This is a genomic window from Erythrobacter sp. JB1-7 (assembly GCF_057365015.1).
The window spans coordinates 2,917,360-2,934,653 of record NZ_CP200291.1 but is presented as its reverse complement, the minus strand read 5'-3'; the positions used below and the strand labels follow the sequence as shown (position 1 = coordinate 2,934,653).

The 17,294-nt window shown below is 56.3% G+C and carries 17 protein-coding genes and 1 tRNA gene; 6 read left to right on the top strand and 12 right to left on the bottom strand.

The genetic code is table 11. The features are described 5' to 3' along the window. Position 1: 1 nt before the first annotated feature. From AC0V6W_RS14350 to aspS, 8 genes are all read right to left on the bottom strand, one after another. Positions 2-78 (bottom strand) — tRNA-Met (locus AC0V6W_RS14350). A gap of 101 nt (positions 79-179) precedes the next feature. Continuing rightward, complete coding sequence (locus tag AC0V6W_RS14345) at positions 180-710, bottom strand: 2'-5' RNA ligase family protein (protein WP_486151101.1); 531 nt, start codon at positions 708-710, stop codon at positions 180-182. A 408-nt stretch (positions 711-1,118) separates the two neighbouring features. After that, the gene (gene mltG, locus AC0V6W_RS14340; RefSeq protein WP_486151099.1) at positions 1,119-2,087 is read right to left on the bottom strand and encodes an endolytic transglycosylase MltG; all 969 of its coding nucleotides are present in this window, start codon (positions 2,085-2,087) and stop codon (positions 1,119-1,121) included. 4 nt (positions 2,088-2,091) lie between these two features. Further along, positions 2,092-3,354 carry a beta-ketoacyl-ACP synthase II gene (gene fabF, locus AC0V6W_RS14335; protein ID WP_486151097.1) on the bottom strand — a complete coding sequence of 421 codons (1,263 nt, stop codon included), beginning with the start codon at positions 3,352-3,354 and terminating at the stop codon, positions 2,092-2,094. Between the two features lie 133 nt (positions 3,355-3,487). After that, positions 3,488-3,724, bottom strand: coding sequence for an acyl carrier protein (locus tag AC0V6W_RS14330; protein WP_067596821.1), 237 nt, complete (start codon positions 3,722-3,724; stop codon positions 3,488-3,490). 108 nt (positions 3,725-3,832) lie between these two features. Beyond that, entirely contained in the window at positions 3,833-4,612 is a 780-nt protein-coding gene (locus tag AC0V6W_RS14325; RefSeq protein ID WP_486151094.1) for a hypothetical protein, read from the bottom strand. Positions 4,613-4,659: 47 nt separating this feature from the next. After that, a complete protein-coding gene (locus tag AC0V6W_RS14320; protein WP_486151092.1) occupies positions 4,660-5,691 on the bottom strand; it encodes a hypothetical protein in 1,032 nt (343 codons plus the stop codon). Between the two features lie 110 nt (positions 5,692-5,801). Further along, positions 5,802-7,589: an aspartate--tRNA ligase gene (gene aspS, locus AC0V6W_RS14315; RefSeq protein WP_486151663.1), complete on the bottom strand. Its 1,788-nt coding sequence runs from the start codon at positions 7,587-7,589 to the stop codon at positions 5,802-5,804. A 354-nt stretch (positions 7,590-7,943) separates the two neighbouring features. On the opposite strand from aspS, the gene AC0V6W_RS14310 reads away from it, so the two are divergent. The 4 genes from AC0V6W_RS14310 (at position 7,944) to AC0V6W_RS14295 (ending at position 11,191) form a co-directional block, all read left to right on the top strand. After that, positions 7,944-8,258 (top strand): hypothetical protein, encoded by a 315-nt coding sequence (locus AC0V6W_RS14310; RefSeq protein ID WP_486151090.1) that lies wholly within the window; start codon positions 7,944-7,946, stop codon positions 8,256-8,258. 204 nt (positions 8,259-8,462) lie between these two features. Further along, complete coding sequence (gene rnd, locus AC0V6W_RS14305; RefSeq protein WP_486151088.1) at positions 8,463-9,665, top strand: ribonuclease D; 1,203 nt, start codon at positions 8,463-8,465, stop codon at positions 9,663-9,665. 7 nt (positions 9,666-9,672) lie between these two features. After that, positions 9,673-10,581, top strand: coding sequence for a hydrogen peroxide-inducible genes activator (locus AC0V6W_RS14300; RefSeq protein WP_486151086.1), 909 nt, complete (start codon positions 9,673-9,675; stop codon positions 10,579-10,581). Between the two features lie 181 nt (positions 10,582-10,762). Beyond that, complete coding sequence (locus AC0V6W_RS14295) at positions 10,763-11,191, top strand: hypothetical protein (RefSeq protein WP_486151084.1); 429 nt, start codon at positions 10,763-10,765, stop codon at positions 11,189-11,191. A gap of 106 nt (positions 11,192-11,297) precedes the next feature. Here AC0V6W_RS14295 and AC0V6W_RS14290 read toward each other — a convergent pair whose 3' ends face one another. Further along, positions 11,298-12,215, bottom strand: coding sequence for an OmpA family protein (locus AC0V6W_RS14290; protein ID WP_486151082.1), 918 nt, complete (start codon positions 12,213-12,215; stop codon positions 11,298-11,300). A 307-nt stretch (positions 12,216-12,522) separates the two neighbouring features. Further along, positions 12,523-13,131: a CDP-diacylglycerol--glycerol-3-phosphate 3-phosphatidyltransferase gene (gene pgsA / locus AC0V6W_RS14285; RefSeq protein ID WP_486151661.1), complete on the bottom strand. Its 609-nt coding sequence runs from the start codon at positions 13,129-13,131 to the stop codon at positions 12,523-12,525. A gap of 159 nt (positions 13,132-13,290) precedes the next feature. On the opposite strand from pgsA, the gene AC0V6W_RS14280 reads away from it, so the two are divergent. After that, the gene (locus AC0V6W_RS14280) at positions 13,291-14,694 is read left to right on the top strand and encodes an MFS transporter (RefSeq protein ID WP_486151080.1); all 1,404 of its coding nucleotides are present in this window, start codon (positions 13,291-13,293) and stop codon (positions 14,692-14,694) included. On the opposite strand, the gene AC0V6W_RS14275 is transcribed toward AC0V6W_RS14280, so the two are convergent. Then, complete coding sequence (locus AC0V6W_RS14275; RefSeq protein ID WP_486151078.1) at positions 14,695-14,985, bottom strand: hypothetical protein; 291 nt, start codon at positions 14,983-14,985, stop codon at positions 14,695-14,697. A 152-nt stretch (positions 14,986-15,137) separates the two neighbouring features. On the opposite strand from AC0V6W_RS14275, the gene AC0V6W_RS14270 reads away from it, so the two are divergent. Beyond that, the gene (locus AC0V6W_RS14270) at positions 15,138-16,835 is read left to right on the top strand and encodes a thiamine pyrophosphate-binding protein (protein ID WP_486151659.1); all 1,698 of its coding nucleotides are present in this window, start codon (positions 15,138-15,140) and stop codon (positions 16,833-16,835) included. A 22-nt stretch (positions 16,836-16,857) separates the two neighbouring features. On the opposite strand, the gene AC0V6W_RS14265 is transcribed toward AC0V6W_RS14270, so the two are convergent. Beyond that, positions 16,858-17,250: an EVE domain-containing protein gene (locus AC0V6W_RS14265; protein WP_486151657.1), complete on the bottom strand. Its 393-nt coding sequence runs from the start codon at positions 17,248-17,250 to the stop codon at positions 16,858-16,860. Between the last annotated feature and the right edge of the window lie 44 nt (positions 17,251-17,294).

Sequence of the window (17,294 nt, the reverse complement as noted above, 5' to 3'; positions counted from 1 at the left end):
TTGGTAGCGGAGGAGGGACTCGAACCCCCGACACATGGATTATGATTCCACTGCTCTAACCACCTGAGCTACTCCGCCCCGAACCTGTCTCTGGTTGATCTGACAGGGGCTGCCGCGTGGCGCTTTACACCAAGCGAGCCGCGCACATAGGGCGCACCCCCGGCGCGGTCAAGCCGCTGCTACAATTGTTCTTTGCCGCGGAAAGACTGGCGCTTCACCAACTCCCATGGGCCATCACGGTAAAGGTGCAATTCGAGCGCAGGAAACACAAACGCCCCCTCACCCGCTTTCAGCTCAACCTCAAGCGCCAAAAGGCGCTGCAATTCGCGCGCTTCGCGTTTGGATACCTTGTTCTGCACAGTGATATGCGGGCGCGGTTCGTGCAGATCCTGCGATGTTAGGCTGCCGTGAAAATGGTCCGCAATCAGCTCTCGCAAGGACAAAATCGGCTGAGAAGCCAAAGCGATGGCCGTGCCTGTGCCAAGGTCCATGATACCGCTGACCGCGCCCTGCGGGGCTGCAAATTCGCCTGTGACGCGCGGCAGGAATGTTTTGAGCTCGTCCAGCAGGGAAGGCGCAAAGGAATGGAACAGCGTTACATGCGCATGCAGATGATTGCGCTGTGCCGGATAATGCGTGCGGCGAAGGCCCTCAGCCCAGCTTTGAATATGAGGCGGCAGCGCCGCAGTAAGGATGAACGGACGCGCCATTAGCAGGCCGATATCTCGCCGCGTTTTCGGGGTTTTGGTTTAGTGTTCGCCAACGACCACCGCGCATGGTTGGACCCTTGGCTCATCTCAACAAACGGCTGTACCAAATCACATCTCACCGCGCTCTCTGCGTTCTTGTTTAGCATCCGCCGAGGACCGACGCGCATGGTTGGCCCCCTGGCTCATCTCCGCCAACGCTTGGCCTCCATTACATCTCACCGCGCTCTCGGCGTTCTTGTTTCATGTCCGCCGAGGACCGACGCACCATGTCGGACCCTTGGCTCATCACCACCAACAATCGTCCCAAATCACATCTCACCGCGCTCTCGGTGTCCTTGTTTCGTGTCCGCCGAGGACCGCCGCGCTATGTTTAACCATTGGCTCATTTCCACCAACAATCGTCCCAAATCACATCTCACCGCGCTCTCGGCGGAGTTGATACCAGCGTTCCACGGCCTGCTGATGGCCCTCATTGGTTGTGTTAAATTCGTGCCCGCCTGTGCCATCAGCCACCATGAACAGCGCATCGGTCGCCTCAGGATTGAGCACGGCGGCGATGCTTTCGCGCCCCGGATTGGTGATCGGGCCTTCGGGAAGGCCAATCAGCGTGTAGGTGTTGTACCCATTGACCGCCGCAATCTCAGATTGCCGGATGCGGCGGCCCAGCGGCTTGCCTTTGGTGATGGGGTAAATGATTGTCGGGTCCGCTTGCAGCATCATGCCGGTCTTCAAACGGTTCGAATACAGGCCCGCAATCATCCGGCGTTCGGATGCTTTCCCCGTCTCTTTTTCAACGATGGAGGCAAGGATCAACGCCTCGCGCAGGGTATCGACAGCGATGCCCTCCTTACGCTTGGCCCAGGCGTCCGCCAGATACGCATCCATCGCAGATTGCATATCGCTCACCAGCGAAGCGCGCGTCTGGCCGCGTTCATAGGAATAGGTATCAGGCAGGATCGACCCTTCGAGCGGCACTTCAATCTCGCCTGTCAGCAAATCCTCTGCCATCAGGCGTTCGCGCACCAGAACAGACGGCATTCCTTCGGGGATCGTCACAAAGCGCCGGACAACATCGCCTGATTGAAACAGCGCCAGAATATCGCCCTGGCTCATCTCGGGCTTAAGCTGAAATTCGCCCGCCTTGATCGGCTCTGATGATCCAAACAGGCGCGCATTCATAACGAAGCCATCGGCAGAGGCGATATGCCCCTGCTCTTCCAGATCATTCGCCACCGAGGTGACAGACGCGCCATCGGGGATGATAAAGGCCGTTTCCTGCTTAACCGTGGCCGAGCCCAAAAAGACGGAGCCAAAAAACAGCGCCGCTGCAACAAGGACGACAAAGCCGACGCCAGCAATCAGTCCAAGCCGCTTCATCTACTTAGCTGCCAAGCTTTTGCATGATAATCGACGCGTTCGTCCCGCCAAAACCAAAGCTGTTGTTGAGCACCGCGTTCACTTCGCGCTTTTTGGCCACCAGCGGCACCAGATCAATGCCTTCGGTGCCGTCATCGGGATTGTGCAGATTGAGCGTTGGCGGAACAATCCCATCGCGCATTGCCAAAATGCAGAACACAGCCTCAACCGCCCCTGCCCCGCCCAGCAAATGCCCAATGGCCGATTTGGTTGAGCTCATCGAGGCACCGCTCAGATCATCGCCCAGCACGCGTTTGACCGCGGCCAATTCGATCGTGTCCGCCATGGTCGATGTGCCGTGCGCGTTGACATAATCGATATCGCCGGGGCCAAGGCCCGCTTTTTTCAACGCCATGCGCATGGCAAGCTCTGCGCCTTTGCCTTCGGGATGCGGGGCGGTGACATGATAGGCATCGCCCGACAGGCCGTATCCGGTCACCTCGGCATAGATCGTTGCGCCGCGCGCTTTGGCGTATTCGTATTCTTCGAGCACAACCACGCCCGCGCCCTCGCCCATAACGAACCCTTCGCGGTCCTTGTCATAGGGACGGCTTGCTTCGGTTGGGCGGTCGTTAAAGCTGGTGTTGAGCGCGCGCGCCTGAGCAAAGCCTGCAATGCCGAGCGGATTAACAGTGCTTTCCGCCCCGCCTGCCAGCATCACATCGGCATCATCCATCATAATCATGCGCGCAGCATCACCGATGGAATGCGCTCCGGTTGAACAGGCCGTCACCACAGCATGGTTTGGCCCCATAAAACCGTATTTGATCTGTACCTGCCCTGTGACCAGATTGATCAGGCGGCCATGAACGAAATGCGGTGAAACGCGGCCCGGTCCGCGATTGTGCAGATTAACGCTTTCCAGCTCAATCCCCGGCAACCCGCCGATCCCTGCGCCAATGGAGCAGCCCACGCGCTCTTTTTGCTCGTCGGTAAGATCAAGCAATCCGGCATGTTCCAACGCCTGTCCTGCGGCATCGATGCCATAGACGATGAACGGATCGACCTGCCGCTGGACTTTGCCATCGACACGCTTGTCTGCATCAAAACCCCAGGGGTGATCCTTATCCTTGACCTCGCACGCAATGGTGCATTTCTGCCCCTCTGTATCAAAGCGCGTGATCGGGCCTGCGCCGCTTTCGCCTGCAATCAGGTTTTTCCACGAGGTTTCAACATCCCCGCCCAAAGGCGTGACAAGTCCAAGCCCGGTTACCACCACACGGCGCATGCAATACTCTCCCAAAAATCAAACAGGGGCCAAGAAATACAACAGGCCCGCACCCTTAAAAAAGGGCTCGGGCCTGCAAGATAGGTGCCCGCAAAATTGCGGGACAGTCGGGACCGGATCGGCCCGAAAAGGCTTAGCCCTTGTGCTCTTCGATGAATTTTGTCGCATCGCCCACGGTCGAGATTTTCTCTGCCGCATCGTCCGGGATTTCGACGCCAAATTCTTCTTCGAAAGCCATCACAAGTTCCACGATGTCGAGGCTGTCTGCGCCCAGATCATCAATGAAGCTGGCTTCTTGTGTGACTTTATCGCCTTCCACGCCAAGGTGTTCGACAACAATTTTCTGCACGCGGTCGGCAGTATCGCTCATGTGTTTCCCTCTTAATTCTGGGGGTTTGAAATCTAACGGATGCCCTAAAGGTCGGTTTCATTAAGTGCAAGTCAAGATGCGCACCGCAGAAAAGCGAAATTTGCCCCGTCAGGCAAACAAATCACGGCTATCCAGCAGCTCGGTGTCATCACGCAGAGCAATACTACGCAAAATCATATACTTATGCGCGCTGCCAAACATAATGACCGCTGTAAGCCCTTGCCCGGAAATCGTATCGAGCGCGCTGTTGATAAGATCAGTGTGCGCTTTGTTGATCTGCGTCCAGCCGCCCAGGCCCAGATCATCGTCGAAAAATCGCTGATAAGGGGTGCGTGATGCTTCGACGAGACGATCAAATTCGTCCGTGTGGATGAACAGCGGATCATCGCCCCTGCCCGCGATCGCGCGGGAATATTCCTGCAATGCAGCACGGTGCTCGGCCCATTGCTGCGCGCGCGCCGGATCGTTTTCGATACGCTTCAGTGCAGCGCTGCGATTGTCAGCAATTTCGCGGGTCCAACCGGCTGTGCCGAGGATCCGGAAATCCATCTCGCGGCTTAGAGGGAAAACGACATCGGTGTATTCAGGAAAAACCTGCGTGCGCGGCTCGTCAATTTCGCCGGTTTCGCGAAATGAGGTCACGGCCTGATCAATCCTGTCAGGCGGTATTTCAGACAGGATAACATCGGGCTGCGCAGCCCGAACGGCTTTGCGCAGCACATCGAGCGAATAAGCGGTGCTGGTCCTGTGGCGTCCGTGAATAACGCCCATCACATGCACGCGGGTTGCAGCAGGATTGACAGGGTTGGCCAATGCGCACCCAGACAGCGGCAAGGCGGCAATTGAACCAAGGCCAGCGAAAATTGCGGAGCGGCGAGAATACGTCATACCGCAGTGTTAGCAGCGATGCGCCCGATTGTTACAATTTTCGCGGCCTAATTGGCTTCAGCCTGCCCAGACGGCAAAGCAGCTGAGGTATCCTCTTCGTTTTCCAGCTGCGGCTCGGACATAGGGGCGGCCGCATAACGGCGGTTCAAAATATCGGCTCGCTGCGCCAATTGGCCTTCAGCTTTGATCCAGGCTTCGACCCGGTCAACCGATTCCAGGGCCATGAGTTTTTCTGGTTCTATTGCAAGCGCCCTTTGCAAAACTGCCAAAGACGCATCAAAATCCCCCGCACGCTCATGACACATGGCCGTGTTGAACAAGACGCTGACCTGCGCCGGGTTGTTCACTTCTAGCGCTTTGAAAGCCTCGCATGCGGCATCTTCATCGGATTTGGTAAGCTTCACCGCGGCCTTGAACGCTTTGCGGTCGTCTTTTTCCAAGCCCTTGCGCCTTTCCAGGATACGATAATCGCGTTCGTAATATCGCGGCGCAAGCGCGTTGCGCACGCGCCATGCAAAGCTGCTGACCAATCCGTCTGTTATTTCGCTGATCGAAGGCGGAGGGCCAAGGTCTGCACAGATTTCTTTCTCGCGGCTGATTGCATCGCGCGATGCGTGAAGGAGCCGGCCATCCTGCCCTACAACTTCTATGTCGGGGTAAAACGTCACTTCTGTGCGGCTGCACTCATAGACATCGGTTCGGTATCGAACGCATTTGCCATCATCATTCTTTTCATCGCATTTGCGCTCTCGCTTGGGCTCAAGCTCGATCACCGATGCGTCAACGCTCGCGCTGCCTTGAATGACCGCATCCACTGGCCCCGCACCCAATACAATCACGTCAAACCAGGGCTCGTCTTCAACTCTGGCTTTTCGCAAGGCCTCTTTCAGTTCAAACGCAAGCTGGCTGCCTTTTGCACCGGCAAGATCATCAATCGCGATCGCTTCCACATCAAGCGCTGCATCTGTGCCAGCTGGCAAATGCGCGCCCAATCGCAGTGTTTCAGCCTGCGCAGGAACCGCAGTGGCTAAAGCCGCCAGTGCGATCAAAGATGCTGTGTATTTGCCGTGTGCGCCCATGTTCTATCTCCCCAAATCTGGATGTCTCTTGCAGGACGTTGATTAGGAAAGCATGAATAGCGCGTTTTTACAGGGTCATAGGCAGAGCAAAGCGCCCTGCCCTTCACCAGTTACGAGTTCGGCTTTTTCGGCGGTTCCACAACGCGGATCGAAAGCTCGCGCAATTGAGCAAGATCAACCTGCGAAGGCGCGCCCATCATCAGGTCTTCGCCTTTCTGGTTCATCGGGAAAGCGATGACTTCCCGAATGGCTTCTTCACCGGCCAGAAGCATCACGATCCGGTCAATGCCCGGAGCAGATCCGCCATGCGGCGGCGCGCCCAGCTTGAACGCTTCGATCATGCCGCCAAATTCGCGGTCCACATCCTCTTTGGTGTAGCCTGCGATTTCGAACGCTTTGTACATGATATCAGGCCGGTGGTTCCGGATCGCGCCCGATGAGAGCTCGTAACCGTTGCAGACAATGTCATATTGCCACGCTTTGATGTCGAGCGGGTCCATTGTTTCGAGCGCGTCCATCTCGCCTTGCGGCATGGAGAACGGGTTGTGCGAAAAATCGACCTTTTTCGCATCGTCATCATATTCGAACATGGGAAAATCGACGATCCAGCAGAACTTGAAGCAGCCCTCTTCGATCAATCCCAATTGTTCGCCGACTTGCGTGCGAGCAGCGCCTGCGAGTTTTGCAGCATCGGATTCTTTACCAGCGGCAAAGAACAAGCCATCATCATCGCCAAGGCCGAGCTCGTCATAAAGCTTCGCCATCAGGTCCGGCCCGTGGTTCTTCGCAATGGGTCCGCCAAATTCGCCGCCTTTGCGCGTGACATATCCAAGGCCAGCAAAGCCCTCGCCCCGCGCCCAATTGTTCATATCATCGAAGAACTTACGGCTTTTCTCGTTGGTTTTGGGCGCAGGCACCACGCGCACCACACCGCCGCCGCCAACGATTTTTTCAAACAGGCCAAAACCCGATTTTTCAAAGTGGCTGGTAACATCCGAGATGATCAGCGGATTGCGCAAATCGGGCTTGTCGCTGCCATATTTCAGCATCGCCTCGGCATAGGGAATACGCGGAAATTCGCCCACGGGAGTGACAGTTTTACCACCGGCAAATTCTGCAAACAGCCCGCCAAGCACAGGCTCCAGCGCTTGGAACACGTCCTCTTGCGTCACAAAGCTCATTTCAAAATCGAGCTGGTAGAACTCAAGTGAGCGATCAGCGCGCAAATCTTCATCGCGGAAACACGGCGCGATCTGGAAATAGCGGTCAAAACCCGACACCATCAGCATCTGCTTGAACATCTGCGGCGCCTGGGGAAGCGCGTAGAATTTGCCCTGCTGCATCCGGCTCGGCACCAGAAAATCGCGCGCGCCTTCGGGGCTGGAGGCAGTGAGGATCGGGGTCTGAAATTCGGTAAAGCCTTGCTCCACCATCCGATTGCGGATCGAGGAAATGACCTGAGATCGCAGCACGATATTGCGGTGCATCGTCTCGCGCCGCAAATCGAGGAAACGGTATTTCAGGCGGATATCTTCGGGATAATCCTGTTCGCCCGCTACCGGCATGGGTAGCTCTTCAGCGGCAGATTGCACCGTGATCGCGCGCGCGAACACTTCGATATCGCCGGTCGGCAAATCCTTGTTCACAGTTTCGGGCGTGCGCGCCTTTACCTCGCCATCGATTGTCACCACCGATTCAGCGCGCAGGCTTTCAAACACTGGCAGAGCAGGCGAATCCTCATCCGCAACAATCTGCGTAATCCCATAATGATCGCGCAAATCGACAAACAGCACCCCGCCATGATCGCGGATACGGTGGATCCAGCCGGACAAGCGAACGGTTTCGCCAACGTGGCTAGCGCGCAGATCAGCGCATTTGTGAGAGCGGTATGCGTGCATAGTCATCGTGGTCGTGTTTCTCAATATTTGTGAACGTCGAAGCGAAGAGCTTTTGCGTGCTCTCGCTCCCATTGCCGCGCGCTCTAGCGGTTCACCTGCAATCGGTCACCCCCTCAAGTTTTTTGACCCGTTATTCCCACACGCTGCGCTTTTTATAGTAAGCGAAATCAAAGCGAGGGGGACAAGATCATCAAACAAGCGGGCATCATCATTGCAGCGGCAAGTGTATCACTGGCTGGATGCAGCGATTTCAAAGAAGGGTTTGAGGAAGGGTTCAAAGAAGAAACAGAGCCGGCGGCGCAAACAGAACCGCTCGACACCTCGGCTGAGGCATACACGGAAGTGACCCGCTGCATGGTCGTTAACGAGCGCCTGACAACGATCTATAACATTGTGGCCGAAACAAGCGATAGTGAGGAAAAGAAGCGATCCATCGCTGAAATTGCGACCAAAAAGGCGGCAAATGCCGAAGAATTCGGAGTTCTTCTCGATCAGATGATTGAGGCAAGCAAGCTGGATGATAAAGCGCGCTCTCAGGTCGCGCAGGCGGTTTCAAGCGAGATGAAGGCAATCGAAAATGACAACGAATTCGTAGAAATGGCCGAAGCATTTGAGGCAATCGCGGCCCAATGCGATGAAGATTATGTCACGGTGGATGTGACCGGCTGATCAGGACCACTCGCGGCTGAAACCGAAAACCGGAACGGACCGCTTAATCACCGCAATTGTGGGCAGTGTGGAGGCCAGCCCTAAACAGATATCAATTTTCTGCGTAACACTCTAAGCGCGTGGCCGATGGCGGCTGCGCCTTTGAAACCCCATGGACCAGGATTGGGTCCGCGAGCGGCACTCCGCTCAAACGCAAGAGATGATATGAAAATTCATGATCTGATTACCACCACCGATGCTCTTTCCGATTTGTGCGACCGATTGGCGCAATCCGAATTTGTCGCGGTCGATACAGAATTCATGCGCGAAAACACCTATTGGCCGGAATTGTGCCTGGTGCAGATCGCCAACACCGAAGAAGCCGCCGCGATTGATCCGCTGGCAGACGGGCTGGATATGACCCCGCTGCTCAATCTGCTGTGCGAAAACGACGACGTGTTAAAAGTCTTCCATGCAGGCGGGCAAGATGTTGAGATCATCGTCAATATGACGGGCAAAACGCCTTTCCCGATTTTCGATACGCAAATTGCGATGATGGCCATCAGCCAGTCCGAACAGATCGGCTATGCCAATCTGGTGGAAACCTGGCTCAATATCACCATCGATAAAGGCGCGCGGTTTACCGATTGGAGCCGCCGTCCGCTGACCGATCGGCAGATCGAATATGCGATTGGCGATGTGACGCATCTGTCTAAGATTTTTCCCAAAATACTGAAAAAACTGATCAAAACGGACCGCGGCAATTGGCTCAATGCCGAAATGGAGAAACTGGCCGATGCCTCGCGTTATCTGATTGATCCTGACAATTCGTGGAAACGCATCCGATCACCGGGGCGCAACCCGCAAGTGCTGGGCCGGTTAAAAGCGCTTGCCGCGTGGCGCGAAGGCGAAGCGCAGCACAAGAACATTCCGCGCGGGCGAATTATGCGCGATGAAACCCTGGCTGACATTGCATCGCATCCGCCGAAAAAACAGGGCGATCTGGCCAAGGTTCGCGGGCTTTCCAGCGCGTGGAAAGACAATGATATTGGCAAGCGGCTGATGAAAATCATCGCCGATGCGCAGCCCCTGCCCAAATCAGAAATGCCCGAGAAAATGAAACGCGGCGCGCCATTGGGCAAAGAAGGCGCGCTGGTGGCTGACCTGCTCAAATTGCTGCTCAAAATCCGCGCGCGCGAAATTGATGTCGCAGCACGCTTGCTAACCCGCGCGGATGAGATGGAAGCGCTGGCCGCCGGTGTTCGCGATCTGTCGGTTCTGCAAGGCTGGCGGTATGAAGTGTTTGGCAAAGATGCGCTGGAACTGGTCGAAGGCAAAACCGCCTTTGCCGTGCGCGAGGGCAAGCTCACCATGACCCATATCGACGACATGCAAGCCAGCATGGAAGAAGCGCTGGCAGCCGAGTGAGCCGGCGGTGAGCACCTATCTCCCCACGATCAAACAGCTGCAATATCTCGTCGCCTTGCATGAACACGGCCATTTCGGGCGTGCGGCAGATGCGTGTTATGTGTCGCAATCGACGCTGTCGGCTGGCCTGCGCGAATTGGAATCGCTGTTGGGCGTGACCTTGGTTGAACGATCGCGCCGCGTGGTGCGCTTTACGTCCTTGGGTGAACAAGTTGTGCAAAAAGCAGGCCGGCTGCTGCGCGAGGCAGAGGAGCTGTCCGATCTGGTGCAGGCATCGGGCAAGCCGTTATCCGGGCAATTGCGCATGAGCGTTATCCCGACCATCGCGCCATTTATGCTGCCCCGGTTTCTGCCGCGTCTGCGCGAAGAACGGCCCGATCTCAAATTGATGCTGCGCGAGGAAACCAGCCAGGATGCGATGGAATCGCTCACGCATGGCCGGGTGGATTGCGTGCTGTTGGCTTTGCCGTTTGACACCGGTGATGCCGCGATTGAGCATATCAGCGATGACCGGCTGTTCGTCGCCTTTCCCAAGGATGACCCGCGCGATCCCCCTGCCCTGATCCCGCCTGACATGATCGAACCTGCGATTTCCGAAGGGCGCTTATTGCTGCTCGAAGATGGGCACTGCCTGCGCGATCATGCTTTGGCGGCGTGCAACCGGTCTGAGCTGCGCGCCAGCGCGGCGATGATTGGGACGAGCCTGCACACTTTGGTGCAAATGGTCGATCATGATCTGGGGCTGACAATGCTGCCCGAAATGGCGATTGATGCTGGTATTCTTGGCGGCACCAATGTCGTTGCACGCCCCGTTAAAAGTGACACAGCGCGGCGAGAAATTGTGCTGGTGTGGCGCAAAAACTCCCCGCGTGAGGCTGATTTCAAGCTGCTTGCCGAAGAATTGCGCGCCGGATAAGTGGTCTTGCGAGGGCGCTGAGGCGTTTTTGGAAAGCTCCTGTTAACTCTTCCCAGCAACACGATGCCAAATGGTTTACGCTATTTAACGTCCCGAACTTGAGCGATTTGGGGCTGAAAACATGGGTAAATTTTCCAAACTTCTCTGTATTCTCACAGCGTTTTTCGCAAGCAGCGCAGCCATGGCCAGCGATACAAGCTGGACGATTTCGGATGCCGACGGGCAAGTGACCGTCACGCGCGGCAACAAACCGATCTATGGCGCGCAAGGGACCGTATTGCAGCCCGGCGATGTGATCAGCACCAGCAAAACAGCGCGCGCTGTGCTGGTGCGCGGCGGGAAATTCGTCGTGATCGATCCGGGCAAGAAAATGCGCATCGCAAAGCCCAAGGACAAAAGCAGGGTCGCGCAAATCTTTGAATATCTCGGCGGGCTGGTCTCGTCAGGATCAAAGCAGAACACGTTTAACGCAGGCACATCAGCGGCTGTGGTGAAAGGCCTTGGAGATGGGATCGACAAAGGCGCTTCGGCATCGGCGAGCGGCCAGTCTGCCAAGGCAAGCGAAGATGATCCGGTCATGTGGAAACCTGTTGAACCGCAAAACCTCTAAGGCTCGCCCCGGTTCTCCTACCAGTAAACTGACGTGAAAAAAGGGCGGAACAGCATCAACTGTTCCGCCCTTTTTGTGTTAGCAATCGCAATCTGCGAAGCGGACCTTAAAGCCCGTCAACACTCTTGCTGACCAGCACATTCACAGCCACGCGGCGGTTTTGCGAACGGCCATAAGCGGTTGAATTGTCCGCTGTCGGATCAGAATCGGCAAAGCCCGAAGGTGCCAGCATCCGCCACGGCTTCCATCCGCATTGCTGCTGAAGGTAATTCACAACCCGGCCAGCGCGCTTTTCGCTGAGCGTTTGGTTCACTTCATAGCTTCCGGTTGAATCGGTGTAACCAACCACCAGCAGGAGCGCATTGTCCATCGCTTCTGCTTGGGCAGCCGCCTGACACAGTTCGCCGCGCGCTTGATCGGACAGGTTAAACTTGCCCGTGTCGAAGAACACATTGGTGGTGCCGCGCACATTGTATTTGTCAATGTCGCCAAACCGTCCGCGCAAAGCTTCGGCAGCGGCAGCATTGGCAGCGATGTCAGCTTCGTTCTGGCCGAAACGCTGATTGGTGCCGCTGCGGATCATGTTTGCAGTGCGCAGATCCTTGTTCTTCAGCGCAATCTTTGTCGCAACAAGCGATCCGGCCCATTCCACCGTGTCCACTTTGACAGGCAGGCCGTTCAGCAGTGCATCAGCGCCCAGATTGTCACGGTTGAGGCCGAGAAAGCCGCCCGATGCGCGGATTTGAGTGCCTTCGCTCAATGTCACCACGGTGTTGGTGCCGTCGTTCAAAGTCACTTGCAGATCGCTGCCAGTGCGCGCCGAGATGATGCCTTCGACATCCGGCCCTTCGGTGAGGCCTTCCAGATCAGCAGGCGGCGAACCGACAACAGTGGTCAGCACTTCGCCCTGTTCGGCAGCGGCCGGCTGGCCGTAGGTTTCCTGCGCTGCGACGCCGAAAGATGCAGTTCCTGCGATCATGGCAGTTGCAGCCAGCGCGGCTGCGCTTTTCGTTGTGAAAGTCATTTTGATACTCCTTAACCTGTATCACGAACAATGCGCGGGAGGGTGTTTCCCTTTGCAAGACATCTTGAATGTGCCCCATTCCTGCAAGACGGCATTGATCCGTGTGAATCCCTGTTGGTGTGGTCCTCTTTTTAACGTGAACATAAGCCGGAGTGCCTAACCACAGCTCGCGCTCACAAACGCCAAATGACGCTGTGACATTGCGCGTAAATGAATGGTTCTTTCAAAAACAGGGGCCAGACAGACAGCCAGAGAGCAACTTGCGATGAACCGTTAATCTGCGCGTGAGCCTCGGCTGATCGCGGGCTCATTCCATATGTTTCAGGCCAACGCGCAGATAATCCCACCCGGTGATGCATGTCAGCACGGCAGCCGCCCACAAAGTCGTCAGCCCAATTACGTGCATCCAATTGTCCGCAAATGTCCCGCAATCAGCCGCCAGCGATTGGCAAGGCTGGCCATGAAGCGCGCCGCCAAGGATCAGCGCGGCAAGGCTGATGAGCTGAAATGTCGTTTTCCATTTGGCCAGTTTTGAGACCGGAACCGATATCTGGATACCGCCCAGAAATTCGCGCAATCCCGATACGGCGATTTCCCGGATCAGGATCACTGCCCCTGCGATGACATGCATATCCCCCACATACGGCCCGCGCAGATATCCTTGCGCTGTCAGGATCAAAATAACCGATGCGACCATAATCTTATCCGCAATCGGATCGAGAAAGATGCCGAGTTTTGAAACGGTCCCCTGCGCCCGGGCAAGATAGCCATCGAAAAAATCAGTGATCGCAATCCCGCAATACAGCAGAAAACCGATCAGATATCCCAGCTTCCATTCGGGCCACCACAGGAAGAAGCCCAGCAATGGCACAGCCAGAATGCGCGACAGCGTAAGGATGTTGGGCAAAGTCAGCATAACGTTCACAATCCCTTAGCCGCTCTGACCTATAAGCCAAAGGGTAAGCGCGCAGGCCATGCACAGGACTTGTGCAGGCCGCCTTGATCGATTGGGGTTCATCGCTATGTCAAACGATCACGGGGAAACAGCGCAGGGTTAGCCATCTCGCTCTAACGCATGACAACATCGACAAACCTGATGCGCCAAAAGCGCTTTTTGCCGCTTATGGTCACGCAGTTTTTCAACGCGTTCAACGATAACCTGTTCAAAACCGCGCTTGTGCTCTTTGTTGTTTATTCGGTTTATAATGATGAACAACAAGAAGCGTTGTTCAGCGGACTTGCGACCGGTATTTTCATCCTCCCATTTGTGTTCCTATCGGCTCTTGCGGGACAGCTCGCCGACACTCGCGACAAAGCCATGATCATACGCACAGTCAAGATTTGCGAGATTGGTTGGACAACACTCGGCGCGATCGGCCTGTATATGGCTTGGCAAGGCATCATGGTGCACACAATCGCCATACCGCTGCTCCTTCTTGTAGTATTTCTGGCGGCCGCCCAATCGACATTCCTAGGACCGATCAAATACTCGATCCTCCCACAACATCTTGAAAAAGAGGAAGTTCTACCCGGTACGGGATTAATCGAAGCTGGGACCTATATTGCTATACTTACCGGTACGATACTTGCCGGGTTTATTGCGATTGAACTAGCTATGGTCTTTATCGTGATAACCGCACTCGTCGGTTATTGGATATCACGCTATGTGCCAGATGCGCCTCCGCAAAGCGACTACGAGATGCACTACCCGCTGCTCGAGCCATATGCCAAAAAGGTCGGAAATCCAGTCTTACGATGGCTCGGCTATGCACCAGTCGCCATTGCTGACCAAGCAGTGATGAGTTGGAAACTCATCCGCCACACGATGGACAATCGCGAGATCTGGTTTGCAATTGTTGCCATTAGTTTTTTCTGGACCATCGGTGCGGTGCTGTTCATCCAATTCCCGCCACTCGCCAAGAACCAGTTGCTCGCAAGCAAGGAAGTCGCCAGTCTATTTCTTGTGATATTCTCAATAGGAATTGCCATTGGTTCGATTGGAATAAATGCTTTGCTTAAAGGCGAAGTTTCAGCCCGCTACTCACCCCTTTCGGTTGTCGTCATGGGTTGCTTCGTGATTGGCTTTTACTTTGTAGTAAAATCATGGCCAGCTGACCCTGCAGGCGAGCTACTTCCAATCCAACAGTGGATACTTGAGCCGCTAGCCGTCCCGCTCTCTTTGATGCTGCTAGGGATTTCGACGGCAGGCGGGTTCTTCGTAGTCCCACTTTACGCCTTCCTCACCACTCGATGTGAACACGATGCGGCCTCGCGGACGATTGCCGCAAACAACGTCGTGAATTCCGTGTCGATGGTAATTGGGTCTTTGATTGCGATGGCACTTAGCTTTATCGGGGTTCCAAGCGCAGAACAATTGCTGCTCGCCGCCGCTATGACAGTGGTCTCAGCTTGGCTCGGATACCTGCTTTTCAAAGCCGAAAAAGAGGCAAAAGCCCTCGCCCCTCAAGCTGTCGAATAATCAGACAATAAAGGCGAGGATCGCCGCTGTTGCCGCAACATAGGTTGTTGCCGCACCGCGCACGTCATCTTTCGTCAATTGCCACAGCGCTTCTGCCGGGATGTCGTGCAGATCTTCGCGCACATGGGCGGGAAGCGTCGCGCGGAAAGGATGATTGGCCTGCTCATCGGTGAGGACGAGCGCCCTGCGGCCTTCCGAGAACCGCGGATTGGCAGCCGGCGCGAGTGTTTTGGCGCCTTCTGGATCGCGAGTGGGGCGAATGCGAACTTGGGTAAGACTTGCAAAAGACATGAGCGTAATCTTAAGACTTTTTTAACGATTGCCCAGCCCGGTTCGCGGCCATGTTGCACAGCGGGACAGTTAGCCCCGCCCTTAACCGCGTTGATTGACCATGCCCGCCTCGCTAAGCGCTAGGACGCAAGGGAGAGCGCGCCATTATGACAATGCAAAACACCAAACGGGCAGGCGATTTGCTGGTCGAATGTCTGGCAACACAAGGGACCGACCGGGTTTTTACCGTGCCGGGGGAGAGCTTTCTCGCGGTGCTCGATGCGCTGCATGATGCCGGCGGCATTGATACTGTGACTGTGCGCCAGGAAGGCGGCGCGGCCTTTATGGCGTGCGCGGACGGCGCGCTGAGCGCAGGCGAAACGCTGCGGCCCGGCATTGCCTTTGTCACACGCGGACCCGGCGCGACCAATGCGAGCATCGGCGTGCATGTGGCGCATCAGGATTCCCAGCCGATGATCCTGTTTGTCGGCGATGTCGCGCGCGATATGCGGGATCGCGAAGGGTTTCAGGAGATCGACTTTCCCGCTTTCTTTGGCCCCATTTCCAAATGGGCGGCGCGCATTGATGATCCGCGGCGCATTCCTGAATATATCGCGCGCGCTTACTCGGTTGCCATTTCCGGGCGGCCCGGCCCTGTCGTGCTTGCCCTGCCCGAAGATATGCTTTGCGATGAAGTGCCAGCTGACCTTGCCCCGCGCCCCGCGGTCACTCGCCCTGCCCAGGCCGTTTGCCCGGATGCCATGCAGGCGATGTTCGCGATGATCGCCGATGCGGCCAGCCCTGTTGCAATCATTGGCGGGGCAGGCTGGAACGCGAAAGCGCGCGATCATTTTGAAAGCTTTGCCGAGAAGATCGGCCTGCCGGTTGCGACTGCTTTTCGCCGGCAGGATGCGATTGCGCCGTCTTCACCTGTCTATGCCGGCAATCTGGGATATGGCCCCAATCCCAAACTGGTGGCCCGCGTGAAAGATGCTGACCTGATCCTTGCCGTGGGTGCGCGCTTGGGCGAGGCGACCACCGATGGATACACCGTCCCTGCGCCCAAAACCGGCGCCGCTGCCGCAAATCAAAAGCTGATCCACATCCACCCTGACCCCGATGAACTCGGCAGCGTCTACCCCGCCGACCTTGCCATGGCATGCAGCATGGATGAATTTGCCGAGGCCGCCAGCCTGTGGGACGATGCCAGCATCATCCCCTTTGATGCAGGCGCGAGCGCGCACCGCGAATGGCAGCAATGGGCCACTTATTCAGCCAGAAGCGAAAATCCGCCAGCACTCGACATGGCAGCCTGCGTCACAGCGATGCGAGAGGCCTTGCCGCTGGACACCATCATCTGCAACGGAGCGGGCAATTTCGCCGGATGGTGGCACCGGTATTGGCGTTATCAAGGTCACCCCACTCAGCTTGCTCCCACATCAGGCGCGATGGGGTACGGGGTGCCCGCCAGCATTGCAGCAGCGCTAAGATATCCGGACCGCACTGTGGTAGCGGTCGCAGGCGATGGCGATTTTCTGATGAACGGTCAGGAATTGGCGACCGCTGCTCAATATGGCGCAAACCTGCTGGTGCTGGTGGTCGATAACGGAGCTTACGGCACCATCCGCATGCATCAGGAGCGCGATTATCCCGCGCGCGTTTCTGCCACCCAGCTGAGCAATCCCGATTTTGCAGCGCTCGGCGCAGCCTTTGGCGGGTGGTCCGCTGCGGTTTCGACCACGGCCGAATTCGAAGCGGCCCTGGCCCAAGCGACTGCCAAAAAGGGCCTCCGCCTGATCCACCTAAAGATTGATGTCGAACAGCTCGCCGCCAGCGGAGCGACCATTTCAGGGCTTCGAGCGCGCGAATAGGCCCCTTCGTCAACCCCCTGCCTCAATCCTCTGCCATTTTGCAGATGATCTCCCATTCCTCCGGCGTGATTTTCGCAACCGATAGCCGCGATAATCGCACCAGTTCGCAATTGGCCAGTTCGGGCACCGCCTTTATCTGTTTCAAAGTCACCGGATTATCAAACTTGCGGCTAGGCTTGATCTTCACCGCATCCCATTTGCCGGTTTCATCGGTGGGGTCCATAATGCCGGACACCGAAACCTTTGCGATGCCAACAATTTCCAGCCCTTCGCGTGAATGGTAGAAGAACGCCTCATCCCCCACTTCCATTGCGCGCAGGTTCAGCTTTGCCGAATGGTTGCGCACCCCGTCCCACGTGCCCTCTGCTTCCTCAACCAGATCATCCCAGCTGTATTTGAACGGCTCGGATTTCATCAGCCAGTAATTGGGGCGAGTATTGGCCACACCTAACCTCCTAA

Excerpts from the sequence above, each read along its gene's own strand:
- AC0V6W_RS14345 (WP_486151101.1), bottom strand. The coding sequence starts at position 710 with ATGGCGCGTCCGTTCATCCTTACTGCGGCGCTGCCGCCTCATATTCAA.
- mltG (WP_486151099.1), bottom strand. The coding sequence starts at position 2,087 with ATGAAGCGGCTTGGACTGATTGCTGGCGTCGGCTTTGTCGTCCTTGTT.
- fabF (WP_486151097.1), bottom strand. The coding sequence starts at position 3,354 with ATGCGCCGTGTGGTGGTAACCGGGCTTGGACTTGTCACGCCTTTGGGC.
- AC0V6W_RS14330 (WP_067596821.1), bottom strand. The coding sequence starts at position 3,724 with ATGAGCGATACTGCCGACCGCGTGCAGAAAATTGTTGTCGAACACCTT.
- AC0V6W_RS14325 (WP_486151094.1), bottom strand. The coding sequence starts at position 4,612 with ATGACGTATTCTCGCCGCTCCGCAATTTTCGCTGGCCTTGGTTCAATT.
- AC0V6W_RS14320 (WP_486151092.1), bottom strand. The coding sequence starts at position 5,691 with ATGGGCGCACACGGCAAATACACAGCATCTTTGATCGCACTGGCGGCT.
- aspS (WP_486151663.1), bottom strand. The coding sequence starts at position 7,589 with ATGCACGCATACCGCTCTCACAAATGCGCTGATCTGCGCGCTAGCCAC.
- AC0V6W_RS14310 (WP_486151090.1), top strand. The coding sequence starts at position 7,944 with ATGGTCGTTAACGAGCGCCTGACAACGATCTATAACATTGTGGCCGAA.
- rnd (WP_486151088.1), top strand. The coding sequence starts at position 8,463 with ATGAAAATTCATGATCTGATTACCACCACCGATGCTCTTTCCGATTTG.
- AC0V6W_RS14295 (WP_486151084.1), top strand. The coding sequence starts at position 10,763 with ATGGCCAGCGATACAAGCTGGACGATTTCGGATGCCGACGGGCAAGTG.
- AC0V6W_RS14290 (WP_486151082.1), bottom strand. The coding sequence starts at position 12,215 with ATGACTTTCACAACGAAAAGCGCAGCCGCGCTGGCTGCAACTGCCATG.
- pgsA (WP_486151661.1), bottom strand. The coding sequence starts at position 13,131 with ATGCTGACTTTGCCCAACATCCTTACGCTGTCGCGCATTCTGGCTGTG.
- AC0V6W_RS14280 (WP_486151080.1), top strand. The coding sequence starts at position 13,291 with ATGACAACATCGACAAACCTGATGCGCCAAAAGCGCTTTTTGCCGCTT.
- AC0V6W_RS14275 (WP_486151078.1), bottom strand. The coding sequence starts at position 14,985 with ATGTCTTTTGCAAGTCTTACCCAAGTTCGCATTCGCCCCACTCGCGAT.
- AC0V6W_RS14270 (WP_486151659.1), top strand. The coding sequence starts at position 15,138 with ATGCAAAACACCAAACGGGCAGGCGATTTGCTGGTCGAATGTCTGGCA.
- AC0V6W_RS14265 (WP_486151657.1), bottom strand. The coding sequence starts at position 17,250 with ATGAAATCCGAGCCGTTCAAATACAGCTGGGATGATCTGGTTGAGGAA.